We start from the raw sequence: 14,228 nt of genomic DNA, 5'->3' as shown, positions 1-14,228 counted from the left end.
AAGTGAGCTGGAAACCATGAAAGGTGCCCCCCAGACACAGCCCCACCTTCACGCCCTCCCCGCCGGACGGAGTCCGGCACGCCGCCGGAGGCGGCCGACGAACACAGCCCGGACGGCTGGGAGGCGAATCACGCGGTGCCGGCGCATCTGGCGGAGCACCAAGTGAGCTGGAAACCATGAAAGGTGCCCCCCAGACACAGCCCCACCTTCACGCCCTCCCCGCCGGACGGAGTCCGGCACGCCGCCGGAGGCGGCCGACGAACACAGCCCGGACGGCTGGGAGGCGAATCACGCGGTGCCGGCGCATCTGGCGGAGCACCGAGTGAGCTGGAAGCCATGAGGTCACGGGAACACCGCGTGTCCTGGAAGCCTTGATAGTTCGGGCCCGAGGGCCTCTTGCGCCGCCGGGGGACAATGGAAGGTGGTCCGCATCCGAACCGTACGAGGAGGACAAGACATGGCGGAGCCCACGCCGCGTCGGAACGAACCGCGGCTACGCCCCGCGCCCCTGCTCTTCGAGCCGGCGGAGGCTGCCGGTGATCCGGAGCACTTCTTCGATCTGGAGTCGATCGACGACCCGGGCGCGCTGCTGGCGCGGGCGACGGAGCTGACGGTGGCGTTCCAGGCGGCGGCCGACCGGGCGGTGGAGTTCCAGGCGATCGCGGCGGCGCAGCTCGCCGATCCACGCCGGTTCGACCGGCTGACACCCGCGGACATCGCCGAGCGGGCCGAGTGGACCGAGGACTACGCGAAGAAGATGGTCGAGTTCGGGCGGGATCTGCTGCGGGGGGACGTGGAGGGCAGCCGGGGGCACGCCGACCCCGTCTGAGGAGAGGAAAGGTCCCGACCGGGGCACGCGGGCGCGGGGGGCATATGCCAAGTGCGCGGGCACGATACTCGGTGCTCCGATTCCCTGTCCCGCTTTTCCGCAACTCTGGGGAATCGCCCCTTCACAGCCGGTAGACCTGTCGGCATGAGCAGCGCATGTGTCACCACGGACGGCGCCCTCTGGCTGGCCTCCGCCGGAACGTATCCGCGCAGCACCCTCGCCCTCTGGGACGAGCGACCGGACGCCCCGGTCGTGCTGCCCTGTGGCTCCGTGTTCGACATCGTCAGCGCGCCGGCGGTGTTCGGACGGCTGATGCTGGACCGGCTGTGGGGCGAGGGCCCGGGCTCGGGGCCGGTGGCGGCGTTCCGGGGCCGGATGCTGCTGTTCGCCGCGCCCGGCACGGCACAGCGGCTGCCCTCGCTGCTGGAGTGGGAGGAGTGGGACGCCCACGGCCGGCGGGACGGCCGTACGGGATCCGTGCCGCCGCTGCTGTGCCACGGCACCGGGGACGCGGTGACCGTGCCCGCGCTCGCCCCGGCCCAGGAGCTCGGCCCCACCCGCTGGGTGGTCGCCCCGGACTGCCGTCACCCCTGGCTGCCGGGCCCCGAGGTGCTGCTCTGGGCGGCCGTCCGGGCGGCCCGCGCGGCGGTGCGGATATCGATTTTTCCTCCCCAGGATCAGGATGCTAAGGTCTACGACGTCAGCAGGCGCCGCTAGCTCAGTTGGTTAGAGCAGCTGACTCTTAATCAGCGGGTCCGGGGTTCGAGTCCCTGGCGGCGCACAGACGGCAGAGGCCCCTCGCGGAAGCGGGGGGCCTTTCGCATGCCCCCGATCCAGACCCTGGGCTAGACCCTGGGCACGGTGATCTTCACGGTCCAGGCACCCGAGGGGGTGCGGTTCTCCGCCTCCACCCGTACGCCGTCGCCCGGGACCGTGAAGGTCTCCCCGAGGGCGACCGGGGCGTCGGCGAGGGCGGGGTAGACGGAGGATTCCCAGCAGGCCTCGGTGTGGGGGTGCGCGTCGATCACCTCGACCGGGCCGCGGCCGGACTGGGCGTCGCCGCTGATGCGGTAGACGAGGATGCCGGAGCGGCAGGCCGCGTGGTCGTTGCCGACGGGGCCGCGCGCCTCGAAGGCGAGCGCGGTGTCGGCGCCGGTGCGGACCACGGCCAGTTTGGTGCCGTTGCCCAGGCCGAAGGCGGGTGCGCCGGAGGCGCCGGTGACGGCGACGCCCGGGCCGGCGCCGAGTGGTTCCAGGGTGAGCCGCGTCGGCCCCGCGCTCTGGACGCAGACCACCTGGCGGGGTCCCAGCCAGCCCAGCTTCCACTTGTGCCAGGCGAAGAGGTCGGGGGCGAGTCCGAACTGGCTGCCCATCAGGTCCCAGTCGCCGACGTACGTGTCCCAGTCGCCCTTGCCGTCGACCGGGCGGTGGTAGAGGTCGGGCAGGTCGAACACATGGCCGGTCTCGTGGGCCAGGACCAGGCGGTCCGGGGGATGCTTCTCGAAGACGGTGACGACGCGGCGGATGTCCGTGTCGTCGGCGTGCAGGGGCGCGTCCAGGTTGACGACCTTCGTGGCGTCCGAGTCCACGCCGGGCGCGTCCGGGTCGGCGACGAAGTAGACGACGTCGTAGCGGGAGAAGTCGACCTCGGCGTCGGCCGCGGCGAGCGCGTCGTGCAGATAGGCGGCACGGCGCTCGGCGTTCCAGTCGCGCTGTATGGCGTACGCGGTGGACGGCTTCGGCATGCGGATCCAGTGCCGCACGGGGTGCGCGCGCAGGTCGAACTTGCCGTAGGAGGCCTGCTGGAAGAAGCGACTGGTGGCCGGGAAGTGGTCGGCGGCCAGTTCGGCGGGGGAGGTCATCGGGGTCCAGTCCGGGAAGGACAGGAAGACCATCACGGCGTCGAGGGTGCGGGTGGGGCGGGGGTAGGCGGTGTTCCAGGTGTCGAGGCCCTCGGAGTGGTGGGCGTCGGTGCGCTGCAGGGCGCAGGGCGCGGCGGAGAAGGGTTCGGCGATCGAGGGGCCGGTGCCCAGGGAGATCGCGGCGAGCGCCGACAGGGTGGTGCACATGGCCGCGGTGCTGCGCAGTCGGGGGCGCGGGAACAGTCGCGGCACGTCGGACCTCCGGGGTGCGGTTCACGGGACACCGCCCCCAGCCTGTGTGATTTCGTCCCACTACGCCCTGTTTGCCTGCCCCAGAAGAGTGAGGAGGAAGAAAGCGGGCATCAATCCCGACACCCCCGGAATTCTCACGGACCGTCACAAGCGGTCGGGGGCCCGCAGAACCTGTCCACCTGCGGGCAGAAACGATCTGTCAGGAGGGTGGGGTGTTCCGGGACACTGGGCAGTGGCTGCGCAACTCCGGGGGCAGCATCTATGATCGGCACACTTTCCTGCCAGGACAGCGATCGAGTGCACTGCGGGAGCGAGCGGTGAGCGGAACGTCCGAAGGGCCGACGCCCGCGGCAGACCTCGAGCGGTCCGCCGTCACGGAGCGTGACAGTCAGGCAGCTACTTGTGCGGACGGTTCGGAAAGGGCCGGTCCGCCCGCCCGCGTCGCCGACCCCCCTGCCTACCGGTCCGTCTTCGGGGCGGCGCCCCTGGCCATGGCTCTCGTGGATCGCGAGGGACAGGTCGTGGACGCCAACCGGGCGCTCGGGGAGCTGCTCGGCGGTGACGGTGCGAGTCTGGTCGGGCGGGTCGCCGCCGATCTGCTGGACCTCGCCTCCGACGCCCGCACCTGGCACGCCTACCGCGAGGTGCTGCGCGGCCGGCAGGCGAAACTGCGCTGCACCCGGCGGCTCAAGCACCCCGACGGGCGCTCGCTGTGGGCGCAGGTCACCGTGTCCCCGCTCGACGACGGCACCCCGGGCGTCCTGCTGTCGGTCGCCGACGTCAGCGACCGCCGGGACCTCGAGGCGAGGCTGCGGCATCTGCAGATGCACGACCCGGTGACCCGGCTGCCCAACCGCACGCTGTTCTTCGAGCGGGTGTCGGCCGCCCTGGAGGCGGAGTCGTACGAGCAGAGCGGTACCGGCCGGATCGGCCTGTGCTACCTGGACCTGGACGGCTTCAAGGCGGTCAACGACACCCTCGGCCACCGCGTCGGGGACCGGCTGCTCGCCGCCGTCGCCGAGCGGCTGACGGACTGCGCGAAGGAGGCCGGGCAGAACCGGCCGAGCGTGCCGCTGGTGGCGAGACTCGGCGGCGACGAGTTCGCCCTGCTGGTGGAGGACTCCACCGGCACCGAGCAGCTAGCGGACCTCGCGGAGTCCGTACTGAAGGCACTTCAGGCGCCCTTCGACCTCTCCGGGCAGCGGATGAACGTCTCCGCGTCGATCGGGGTCGTCGAACGGCACGCGGCCGGGACCACCGCGACCGGCCTGATGCAGGCCGCCGACACCACGCTGTACTGGGCGAAGGTGGACGGCAAGGACCGCTGGACGCTGTTCGACCCGGAGCGCAACGCGCATCTGATGACCAGCCAGGCCCTCGCCTCCACCCTCCGGCCCGCCATCGAGCGCGGTGAGTTCCGTCTGGAGTACCAGCCGCTGGTCGGCATGGCGGACGGGCGGCTGCGCGGAGTGGAGGCGCTGGTGCGCTGGGACCACCCCCGGTTCGGCTCGCTGCCGCCGAATCGGTTCGTCGCGCTGGCGGAGGAGGACGGCTCCATCGTCCCGCTCGGCCGGTGGATTCTGGCCACCGCCTGCCGTCAGGCCCGCGCCTGGCAGCTGGACCGCCCGGACGAGCCGCCGCTGTTCGTCAGCGTCAACGTGGCGGTCCGTCAGGTGTGGGACTCCGACCTGGTGGCGGACGTGGCGGAGATCCTCGCCGAGACCGGGCTGCCGCCGCACCTGCTCCAGCTGGAGCTCACCGAGTCGGCCGTCATGGGCTCGGCCGGCCGCCCGCTCCAGGCCCTTCAGGCCCTCAGCGACATGGGCGTGCACATCGCCATCGACGACTTCGGCACCGGCTACTCCAACCTCGCCTATCTGAGCCGGCTGCCGGTGTCGGTGCTCAAGCTGGACGGGTCGTTCGTGCGCGGCTTCCAGTACGAGGGCACCGGCGCGGCGCCGAACCCGGCCGACGAGGTCGTCGTCGAGGCGATGATCGACCTCGCCCACCGGCTCGGGCTGACCGTCACCGCCGAGTGCGTGGAGACCGCCGCCCAGGCCAACCGGCTGCGCAGCATCGGCTGCGACACCGGACAGGGGTGGCTGTACTCCCGCGCGGTGTCGCCGGATCGTATCTCCGAACTACGCGCCTCCGACCCGGACCGCCAGGACCGCGCGGCGGTCGCCAACCCCTAGGAGGTGTCTTGGGGATCTTGCCGGCGAAAGGCACCGTCACTCGAGCCGGCCCAATCCACAAGACACCCCCTGGGCGCCGACCGACAACACCCGGCCGCGCGGTCCGCCATGCACACCGGCCGGCAACACCTCCGGCACGCGCCCCCTCAGGCCGTAGGCAACCCGTACGCGTCCGCGACGAGTTCGTAGGAGCGCAGGCGTAGTTCGCCGCGGTGGGCGTGGCTGGTGAGCATCAGTTCGTCGGCGCCGGTGCGCTTGTGCAGGTCGTCGAGGCCGGTGCGGACCTCGTCGGCGGCGCCGTGGACGATGTTCGCCGTCCAGGAGTCGACGAACTCCCGCTCCAGTTCGGTGAATCGGTGCGCCTCCGCCTCCTGAGGGGAGGGGAACAGACCGGGCCGGCCGGTGCGCAGCCGGACCATGTTCAGGCCGGTGGCGAGGACTTGGCGGCGGGCCTCGCGCTCGTCGTCGGCGGCCAGCACGGAGACCCCGATCAGGGCGTACGGCTCGGCGAGCACCTCGGACGGGCGGAACGACTGCCGGTACAGATCGAGCGCCGGGACGGTGTTCTGCGCGGAGAAGTGGTGCGCGAAGGCGAACGGCAGGCCGAGGAGTCCGGCCAGGCGGGCGGAGAAGCCGGAGGAGCCCAGCAGCCAGATCGGCGGGCGGTGCCGGGACTGGACGCCACCGGGTGAGGTCGCCTGGACCGGGCCGGGCACGGCGTGGATCCGGCGGTAGGGGTGCCCGTCGGGGAAGTCGTCGTCCAGGAACCGGGTCAGCTCGGCGAGCTGCTCGGGGAAGTCGTCGGCGCCCTCGTGCAGGGTCTCGGTGCGGCGCAGGGCGGCGGCGGTGGCCCCGTCGGTGCCGGGGGCGCGGCCCAGGCCCAGGTCGACGCGGGCCGGGGCGAGCGCCTCCAGGGTGCCGAACTGCTCGGCGATGACGAGGGGCGCGTGGTTGGGCAGCATGACGCCGCCCGAGCCGAGCCGGATGCGGTCCGTGTGGGCGGCGAGGTGGGCGAGGATCACCGCGGGTGAGGAGGAGGCGACACCCGGCATCGAGTGGTGCTCGGCGACCCAGTAGCGGTGGAAGCCGCGGGTCTCGGCGAACCGGGCGAGGTCGACGCTGGTGCGCAGGGCGTCGGTGGCGGTGCGGCCGGAGCCGACGGTGACCAGGTCGAGGACGGAGAGGGGGGTGGGGGCGGTGCCGTGAGCGGTACCCCGTATCCCGTCCGCGGCCGCCCGGTCCTGCGCCGCCGCCCGGTCCTGCGCGGCCCCGCCGGCCGTCGCCCCGGCCGTCGTCTCGTCCGCCAACTCGTCTGCCACGGGTCCTCCTGGTCTGGGCGTGCGCTGTCCTCGCACCGCTAACAGGAGGGTGTCCCCGTTTATTCCCGTGCCGCTCACACCTGCACGATCGGCTCCCGGGTGAACAGCGCCCCCAGTCCCGGCGCGTTCACCCGCCGGCCCGTGAGCCGCAGCGCCTCCCAGACCGTCACCTGGTTGGCGGTGAGGACGGGCTTGCCGAGCTCCTTCTCCAGGGCCGGGACGCAGGCGACGGTGTGCAGGGCGGTGTCGGGCAGCAGGACCGCCTCGGCGCCGGCGTCGTCGGCCGCCCGGGCGAGGGCGAGCACCTCCGCCTCGCCCCAGGCGCCGGCCTCGGCCGGCGTGGCGGTCCCGGCGCTGTGCAGCGCGGTCACCTCCACACCGCCCGCGCGCAGGAACTCCGCGAACAGACCGGCCGTGTCCCGCGGGTACGTCGCTCCCACGGCGACCCGCGCCACCTCCAGTTCCCGGGCCGCGTGCACGAAGGCGAAGGAGGTGGAGGAGGCCGGCATCCCGGCGGTCGTGGCCAGGGTGCGCACCTGGTCGTGGGCGCCCTCCCAGCCGTAGCCGAAGCTGCCGCTGGTGGAGGCCCAGACGATGGCCTCGGCGCCCGACAGCCGCAGTTGTTCGACGCCCGCCGCGACCCGGTGCGGGGCGCCCAGCCGCAGCAGCGCGTCGTCCTGGTGCGCGTCCTCGGCGAGGTCCGTCCCGGGGTCCGCGCGGACGAGGTCCACCCGGATGTCGCTGCCCAGGAGCTGCTCGATACGGGGGTAGTCGTCCTCGGCCGAGTGGCCCGGGTGGAGGAATCCGAGTGCGGTCATGGCCAGCCTTCCTGCTGCTGCTGTTCTTCCGGCAGTACCCGGGTACCCAGCCGGCGCAGCCCACCGGCCGCATCCTCACCTGGTTGGCGGTCCGGACGTGTTGACGGCCGTGGGCCGGGGTGCGACCGTGTTCCGTCCGCGCACGTCAGGCCCTTGGTCACGGAAAAGGCACCGGATGGCCGCCGTTCCCACGCTTCTCGTCCTCGACGCCGAGCCCCTCCCCCGCCTCGGCCGTCTCACGGGCCGGGTCCGGGTGCTGCACGCCGACGGCTCCTCCCTCGGCGAACTCCTTCCGGAGGCCGACGTCCTGCTGGTGTGGGACACCACCTCGCACGCGGTGCGCGCCGCCTGGCCGGGCGAGGGGCCGAGGCCGCGCTGGGTGCACACGGCGAGCGCCGGCGTGGACCATGTGCTCAGCCCGGAGCTGGCCGCGTCCGACACGGTGGTGACGAACGCGCGCGGCATCTTCGACGAGCCGGTCGCCGAGTACGTCGCCGCGCTGGTCCTGGCGATGGCGAAGGACCTGCCGCGCACCTGGGAGTTCCAGGGGCGGGGCGAGTGGCGCCCCCGGGAGACCCAGCGGGTGGCGGGCACCCGGGCCGTGGTCGTCGGCTCGGGCCCGGTCGGCCGGGCGATCACCCGCACCCTCAAGGCGCTCGGCGTCACCACGGCGATCGTCGGCCGCGTCCCGCACACCGGTATCCACGGCCCCGAGGACCTGGACCGCCTCCTCGCCCGCGCCGACTGGGTGATCGCGGCCGCCCCGCTGACCGGGCAGACGTACGGCATGTTCGACACCCGCCGGTTCGGCGTGATGCAGCCGTCCGCCCGTTTCGTGAACGTCGGCCGCGGCGGTCTGGTCGTCGAGGAGGCACTCGTACGGGCGTTGCGCAGCCGCTGGATCGCGGGCGCCGCCCTGGACGTGTTCGCCACCGAACCCCTGCCGCCCGACAGCCCGTTGTGGCGGGTCCCGGGCCTGCTCGTGTCCCCGCACCTGGGCGGCGACACGGTCGGCCGGCACGACGAACTCGGTGCGCAGTTCGTGGAGCTGTTCGAGCGGTGGGCGGCGGGGAGACCGCTGAAGAACGTGGTCGACAAGCAGCGCGGATACGTCCCCGGCCGCTGAGAACCCCGCGCCTGCCCACACACTCCCCTCACAGGACGCCCCCGCATACCTCGTGTGGACCCGGGTAGCCGCGCGGCCATGGCTCCACCGAACAGACAACCCACACACCACGACAACCCCACCCGTCGGTCGCTGCTCGCGGGGGTGGCGGCGCTCGGCGCGCTGGGCGCCGCGGGCTGTTCGCGGGTGGCCACGGCGTCCACCACGGACGGCGGCGACCTCCTCGACCGGCTCCGCGCCGCCGGGGTCGTATGGCTCGGCATCGCGGGTGAGATCCCCTTCGGGTACATCGACACGGACGGGCGGCTCACCGGAGAGGCACCCGAGCTGGCGAAGGCGATCTTCAAGCGGCTCGGGGTGGACCGGGTGCAGCCCGTGCCCACCGAGTTCGGGTCGCTGATACCCGGGCTGAACTCCCAGCAGTTCGACGTCGTGGCCGCCGGGATGTACGTCACCCCCGAGCGCTGCGCGCAGGTCCTGTTCGCCGACCCGGACTACCAGATGCTCGACTCGTTCGTCGTACGCAAGGGCAATCCCAAGGGGCTGCACGACTACCGGGACGTCGTCACGAAGAAGGCGAAGTTCGCCACCGGCACCGGGTACGCGCAGATCGAGCACGCCGTGGCGGCGGGCTACAAGGAGCGCGACATCCTGATCGTGCCCGACCAGGTCGCCGGCCTGAACGCCGTGGAGGCCGGGCGGGTCGACGCGTTCGCCGGTACGGCCGTCACCGCCCGGGACGTGGTGAAAAAGTCCCGCACGGCGGAGGCGACCAAGCCCTTCCCGGCCGTCGTCGACGGCAAGCCGACCGTGGACGGGGGCGCCTTCGCCTTCCGGCTCACCGAGACGAAGCTCCGGGACGCCTTCAACGCCGAACTGCACAAGCTCAGGAAGAGCGGCGAACTGTTCCGGATTCTTCGGCCCTTCGGGTTCACGAAGGCCGAGATGACGGACCTGACCGCGAAGGAGCTCTGCGGCGGATGACCTCGGGACTCTGGGAACTCGTCCTCAAGGGGATCTGGACCACCCTCCAACTCCTCGTCTTCAGCGCCCTGCTGGGGGCCGTCGTGGCCTTCGCCGTGGGGATCGCGCGCACCCACCGCCTGTGGATCGTCCGCTTCCTCGCCGGCTTCTACACCGAGGTGTTCCGCGGTACCTCCGCGCTGGTGATGATCTTCTGGGTGTTCTTCGTGCTGCCGCCCGCCTTCGGCTGGCAGCTGGTGCCGATGTGGGCGGGCACCCTCGCGCTCGGGCTGACCTACGGGGCGTACGGCGCGGAGATCGTGCGCGGGGCGCTCGGTGCCGTGGATCCGGCGCAGCGCGAGGGCGGGGTCGCGCTCGGCTTCACCCCGGGGCAGCGGATGCGGAAGATCCTGCTGCCGCAGGCGGTGCCGGAGATGATCCCGCCGTTCTCCAACCTGCTGATCGAGCTGCTCAAGGGCACCGCCCTGGTGTCGGTCATGGGCATGGGCGACCTGGCCTTCAGCGGCAACCTGGTCCGGCTCGCGCTCCAGGAGAGCGCGGAGATCTACACGTACGTCCTGCTCATCTACTTCGTCATCGCGTTCCTGCTGACGCGGCTGATGCGAGGTCTTGAGCACCGGTTGAAGGCGGGTGTCCGATGAACTGGGACTGGAGTGCCGTGAGCGACTTCATGCCGTTGTTCTGGGAGGGGACCCTCGTCACCCTCCAGGCGCTGGCCCTCGGGTCGCTGATCTCGTTCACGCTGGGGCTCGGGTGGGCGCTGCTGATGCGGATGCCTACGCGGTGGGTGCAGTGGCCGGTGGGGATCGTCACGGAGTTCGTCCGCGACACCCCGCTGCTGGTGCAGCTGTTCTTCCTCTTCTATGTGCTGCCCGAGTGGGGGCTGACCCTCTCCGCGATGACCACCGGGGTCGTGGCGATCGGCCTGCACTACTCGACGTACACGATGCAGGTCTACCGGGCCGGTATCGACGCGGTGCCCGTCGGGCAGTGGGAGGCGGCGACCGCGCTGAACCTGCCGAGGGGCCGGACCTGGCGGGCGGTGATCCTGCCGCAGGCGGTCCGCCGGGTCGTGCCGGCGCTCGGCAACTACGTGATCGCGATGCTCAAGGACACGCCGCTGCTGATGGCGATCACCGTGCTGGAGATGCTCGGCCGGGCGCGGCTCTTCTCCCAGCAGCACTTCCGGTTCACCGAGCCCCTGACGGTGATCGGCGTGGCCTTCGTCGTCATCTCCTACCTCGCCTCCCTCTTTCTGCGCACCCTGGAGCGTCGCCTTGTCCGTTGACACCACCCCCACCCTGAAGAAGCAGCAGACCACCGAGCTGATCCGGCTGGAGCGGGTCACCAAGCGGTTCGGCGACCACACCGTCCTCGATCACCTGGACTTCTCCGTGGAGCCGGGCCGGCACGTCACGCTGATCGGGCCCTCCGGCTCCGGCAAGACCACCATCCTGCGGCTGCTGATGACGCTGACCAGGCCCGACGAGGGCACGATCACCGTGGACGGGCAGCGGCTGTTCCCGGCGCCGCCGAAGCAGGTCCGCGAGGTCCGCAAGAAGATCGGGATGGTGTTCCAGCAGTTCAACCTGTTCCCGAACATGAGCGTGCTCAGAAACGTCACCGAGGCGCCGGTGACCGTGCTCGGTCTGTCGAGGGACGAGGCTGAGGAGCGGGCGCGCGGGCTGCTGGAGCTGGTGGGGCTGGCCGACAAGTGCGACGCGAAGCCGTCCCGGCTGTCGGGCGGGCAGCAACAGCGGGTGGCGATCGCGCGGGCCCTGGCGATGCGGCCGCAGATCCTGCTCCTCGACGAGGTGACCTCGGCCCTGGACCCCGAGCTGGTCGCGGGAGTCCTCGACGTCCTCAGGGACATCGCCCGCACCACCGACATCACGATGCTCTGTGTGACCCATGAGATGAACTTCGCCCGGGACATCTCCGACCAGGTACTGATGTTCGACCAGGGGCGGGTCGTCGAGGCGGGTCCCCCGGAGAAGATCTTCAGCGCTCCGGAGGAGGAGCGGACCCGGGAGTTTCTGAGCGCGGTGCTGTAAGGCGGCAGGTCCGGACCGGGTCGCGGCGGCGGGGAATGACTGCGGCATATGCCAGAGGGTCAGTACCGCAGTTGAGGGCACCAAAGGTGCACCACATTCTCGCCAACAACCCCTCCCATCCGCCGCCTTGGCCATTATCGTGGAGATGATTCGCTGCCAGGATCACCGATCATGCTTTACGGATCATGACTCACGGCCAGAGAAAGCGACCAGGGGGGAACACCGTGGCGCTGAAGCACGAGCCGACCGCGCCGTACCACTCGGCCCAGGACGCCCTGCGCGTCCTGGAGACAGTGGCCCGGCACTCCACCGGTGTCACCGACGCCGAGCTCGCACGGCAGACCGGCCTGGGCACGGAGCGGCTGACCACGCTCCTGCGCATGCTGCGCCGCGAGGGCTACGTCGAGCAGGTGGCCGACGGGGCGTACGTCACGGGTGAGGCACTGACCCGCCTGGGCTCCGCCCATGAACACCAGCAGGCCCTGCGCGACCAGCTCCAGCGCACGCTCGACCGGCTGCGCGACTCGATCGGCGCCGCCGTCTACGTCAGCCGGTACGTCGACGGCGAGGTCACCATCGCCCAGTACGCCGACAGCCCCGCCACCCCCGCCGTCCACGAGTGGGTCGACTTCCGCTCCTCGGCGCACGCCACCGCGCTCGGCAAGAGCCTGCTCGGCCAGCTCGACCACAACGGCCGGCGGGACCACCTCTCCCGGCACAAGATGGCCCGCCTCACCTCGCGCACCATCACCAGCGACCGGCTGCTGCTCTCCCGCCTGGAGTCCCAGCCGCCCACGGTCCCGCACCTCGACCTCCAGGAGTACGCGGTCGGCACGGTCTGCGCGGCCGTCCCGATCACCGCCGGCTCCGCCGTCGGCTGCCTCGCCCTGTCCCTGCCCGTCGCCCACGCCCACCGCCTCCGCCAGGCCGCCGACGCACTGAACAGGAACGCGGCACCGGTGCTGCTGTCCCTCGCGATCTGAGAACCTGCCGCTTGGATCACGGCCCGGCGGTGGTCGGAAGCACCCCTGGGGACCAGGTAGTATTTTCTCTGTCGCCGGCCGCCGAAGTGCGGAGGGCGAGAGTCATGCGCCGCTAGCTCAGTTGGTTAGAGCAGCTGACTCTTAATCAGCGGGTCCGGGGTTCGAGTCCCTGGCGGCGCACCGAAGAAGGGCCCCTCGTGGACACGAGGGGCCCTTCGGCTTCCCCTTCCACGAGCCTGCGGTAGCCGGACTCCCCCGGTGGCCGCCACCACACCGGATCGGCACAGCGCACCCCCTCCCTCCTCAGCAGCGCCCGATGGATCTTGTTGGTGGCGGTGACGGGCATCCGCTCCACCACCCGCACGAACCGGGGCGCCATCTTCGTCCCCAGGTCCGGCTGGGCGCGCAGGAACGCGGCGAAGGCCTCCGGCTCGAAGTCGCCGGCGATCGCCGCCATCACCTGGTCCCCGGTCACCGGATCGGGGACCGCGTAGACGGCGACGGCGTCCGCGCCCTCGTACCGGGCGAGGATGTTCTCGATCATCGCGGCGGCCAGGTTCTCGCTGTCGACCCGCAGACGGTCGTCGGTGCGGCCGGCGAAGTAGAGGTAGCCGTCGGGATCGCGGTAGAAGAGATCGCCGGTCCAGTACAGACCGTCCCGGCGCCGCTCGGCCTCCGCCGCGGGATTGCGCCAGTACCCCTCGAAGGGGTTGGGCCCGCGATTGACCAGCTCACCGATCGCCTCGTCCCCGTTCAGCAGCCGCCCGGCGGCGTCGAGGACGGCCGGGGGACACTCCACCCCCGTCTCCTGATCCAGTACGGCGAGCCCGGGCCCCGCCCGCCCCACCGCCCCCGCCGGTGTCCCCGGCGTCCACTGCACGGCCGCGCCGCCCTCCGAGGAGCCGTACCCCTCCACCAGCGGCACCCCGAACCGCCGCTCGAAGGCGGTCGCGTCCACCACCCCCGCCTCCGTCCCGAAGCCGAGCCGCAGCCGGTGGTCCCGGTCGGCGGGGCCCGGCTCGGTGGCCAGCAGGTACTGGATCGCACGGCCGACATAGGTGAAGTACGTCGCCCGGTGGCGCCGTACGTCCGCCAGGAAGCCGGAGGCCGAGAAGCGCCGTCGCAGCGCCACGCCCGCCCCGGCCGCCAGCGCGGGCGCCCAGTCGGCGATCACGGCGTTGCCGTGGAACATCGGCATGCAGACGTAGTGCACGTCGTCCGGCGTGACGGAGAACTGCGCTGCCAGCGACCGCCCCGCCGCCGCCAGCCGGCCCTGGGTGCAGATCGCGGCCTTGGGGGCGCCGGTCGACCCCGAGGTGAAGTAGAGAAGGAGCCGGTCGGCGGGGCCGGCCCGGGACGGGTCGGGGCGGGCGGAGGCGTACGGCGCGAGCAGGGCCGCGTACTCCTCCGTGTCCGTCACCAGGACGCGGACCCCGGGGAGGTCGAGGCCGGCGAGGAGGCCGAGGTGGGTGCGCTCGGTGATCAGCAGCCGGCATTCGGTGTGCAGGATGTCCCGGGCCAGCTCAGGGCCCCGGCGGGTGGGGTTGATCCCGGCGACCGCCGCACCGGCGAGCGCGGCGGCGGACAGCCACAGCGGGAACTCGGCGGTGTTGTCCAGCAGCACCCCGAGGTGCGGCGGGCCGCCCGGCGGCAGCAGGTCGTCGAGGAGCGCGGCCCGGGCGGCGGCCCCGGCCGCGACCTCGTGGTGGGTGAGGACGGAGTTGCCGGGGTCCCCGCACCACAGTCCCGGCCGGTGGTCGTCCCAGCGTTGCGCTACGAGCTCGGCGACGGACTCCATGAAGGCGC

Annotated in this window: 13 protein-coding genes and 2 tRNA genes; 11 read left to right on the top strand and 4 right to left on the bottom strand. The window is 72.1% G+C overall.

Features of this window, described 5'->3' with window-relative positions:
- The first annotated feature begins 457 nt into the window (after positions 1–457).
- The 3 genes from ACIRF9_RS01055 to ACIRF9_RS01045 all read left to right on the top strand — a co-directional run bounded on the left by ACIRF9_RS01055 (position 458) and on the right by ACIRF9_RS01045 (position 1,610).
- On the top strand, positions 458–829 hold the full coding sequence (locus tag ACIRF9_RS01055; RefSeq protein WP_403814360.1) for a hypothetical protein: 372 nt from the start codon (positions 458–460) through the stop codon (positions 827–829).
- A 144-nt stretch (positions 830–973) separates the two neighbouring features.
- Positions 974–1,546, top strand: coding sequence for a bifunctional DNA primase/polymerase (locus tag ACIRF9_RS01050; RefSeq protein WP_403814357.1), 573 nt, complete (start codon positions 974–976; stop codon positions 1,544–1,546).
- Positions 1,537–1,610 (top strand) — tRNA-Lys (locus tag ACIRF9_RS01045). The genes ACIRF9_RS01050 and ACIRF9_RS01045 overlap by 10 nt, the downstream gene beginning before the upstream one ends.
- Positions 1,611–1,674: 64 nt before the next feature.
- On the opposite strand, the gene ACIRF9_RS01040 is transcribed toward ACIRF9_RS01045, so the two are convergent.
- Positions 1,675–2,943, bottom strand: coding sequence for a M6 family metalloprotease domain-containing protein (locus ACIRF9_RS01040; RefSeq protein WP_403814355.1), 1,269 nt, complete (start codon positions 2,941–2,943; stop codon positions 1,675–1,677).
- A gap of 317 nt (positions 2,944–3,260) precedes the next feature.
- Between ACIRF9_RS01040 and ACIRF9_RS01035 the strand changes: the two genes are divergently transcribed.
- The gene (locus ACIRF9_RS01035) at positions 3,261–5,138 is read left to right on the top strand and encodes a putative bifunctional diguanylate cyclase/phosphodiesterase (protein WP_403814352.1); all 1,878 of its coding nucleotides are present in this window, start codon (positions 3,261–3,263) and stop codon (positions 5,136–5,138) included.
- Between the two features lie 146 nt (positions 5,139–5,284).
- On the opposite strand, the gene ACIRF9_RS01030 is transcribed toward ACIRF9_RS01035, so the two are convergent.
- Both ACIRF9_RS01030 and ACIRF9_RS01025 read right to left on the bottom strand, forming a co-directional pair.
- On the bottom strand, positions 5,285–6,358 hold the full coding sequence (locus ACIRF9_RS01030; protein ID WP_403816061.1) for an LLM class flavin-dependent oxidoreductase: 1,074 nt from the start codon (positions 6,356–6,358) through the stop codon (positions 5,285–5,287).
- A 173-nt stretch (positions 6,359–6,531) separates the two neighbouring features.
- Complete coding sequence (locus ACIRF9_RS01025) at positions 6,532–7,275, bottom strand: aspartate/glutamate racemase family protein (RefSeq protein ID WP_403814349.1); 744 nt, start codon at positions 7,273–7,275, stop codon at positions 6,532–6,534.
- Between the two features lie 175 nt (positions 7,276–7,450).
- On the opposite strand from ACIRF9_RS01025, the gene ACIRF9_RS01020 reads away from it, so the two are divergent.
- The 7 genes from ACIRF9_RS01020 (at position 7,451) to ACIRF9_RS00990 (ending at position 12,602) form a co-directional block, all read left to right on the top strand.
- A complete protein-coding gene (locus ACIRF9_RS01020; RefSeq protein WP_403814346.1) occupies positions 7,451–8,401 on the top strand; it encodes a D-2-hydroxyacid dehydrogenase in 951 nt (316 codons plus the stop codon).
- 78 nt (positions 8,402–8,479) lie between these two features.
- Positions 8,480–9,385: an ectoine/hydroxyectoine ABC transporter substrate-binding protein EhuB gene (ehuB, locus tag ACIRF9_RS01015; RefSeq protein WP_403814343.1), complete on the top strand. Its 906-nt coding sequence runs from the start codon at positions 8,480–8,482 to the stop codon at positions 9,383–9,385.
- Positions 9,382–10,026 (top strand): ectoine/hydroxyectoine ABC transporter permease subunit EhuC, encoded by a 645-nt coding sequence (ehuC, locus tag ACIRF9_RS01010; protein WP_403814340.1) that lies wholly within the window; start codon positions 9,382–9,384, stop codon positions 10,024–10,026. Before ehuB ends, ehuC begins: the two co-directional genes overlap by 4 nt.
- Entirely contained in the window at positions 10,023–10,673 is a 651-nt protein-coding gene (ehuD, locus tag ACIRF9_RS01005) for an ectoine/hydroxyectoine ABC transporter permease subunit EhuD (protein WP_403814337.1), read from the top strand. Before ehuC ends, ehuD begins: the two co-directional genes overlap by 4 nt.
- On the top strand, positions 10,663–11,439 hold the full coding sequence (ehuA, locus tag ACIRF9_RS01000; protein WP_403814334.1) for an ectoine/hydroxyectoine ABC transporter ATP-binding protein EhuA: 777 nt from the start codon (positions 10,663–10,665) through the stop codon (positions 11,437–11,439). The genes ehuD and ehuA overlap by 11 nt, the downstream gene beginning before the upstream one ends.
- A 224-nt stretch (positions 11,440–11,663) precedes the next feature.
- Positions 11,664–12,422, top strand: a complete 759-nt coding sequence (locus ACIRF9_RS00995) for an IclR family transcriptional regulator (RefSeq protein ID WP_403814332.1) — start codon at positions 11,664–11,666, stop codon at positions 12,420–12,422.
- Between the two features lie 106 nt (positions 12,423–12,528).
- A tRNA-Lys gene (locus ACIRF9_RS00990) sits at positions 12,529–12,602 on the top strand.
- On the opposite strand, the gene ACIRF9_RS00985 is transcribed toward ACIRF9_RS00990, so the two are convergent.
- Entirely contained in the window at positions 12,568–14,220 is a 1,653-nt protein-coding gene (locus ACIRF9_RS00985; protein WP_403814329.1) for an AMP-binding protein, read from the bottom strand. The two genes, ACIRF9_RS00990 and ACIRF9_RS00985, sit on opposite strands and share 35 nt — an antisense overlap.
- Positions 14,221–14,228 lie beyond the last annotated feature (8 nt).

This window comes from Streptomyces sp. NPDC096132, from assembly GCF_044763345.1.
Taxonomy (GTDB): domain Bacteria; phylum Actinomycetota; class Actinomycetes; order Streptomycetales; family Streptomycetaceae; genus Streptomyces.
The sequence above is the reverse complement of the archived record's forward strand: the minus strand, read 5'-3'. Positions and strand labels throughout refer to the sequence as shown.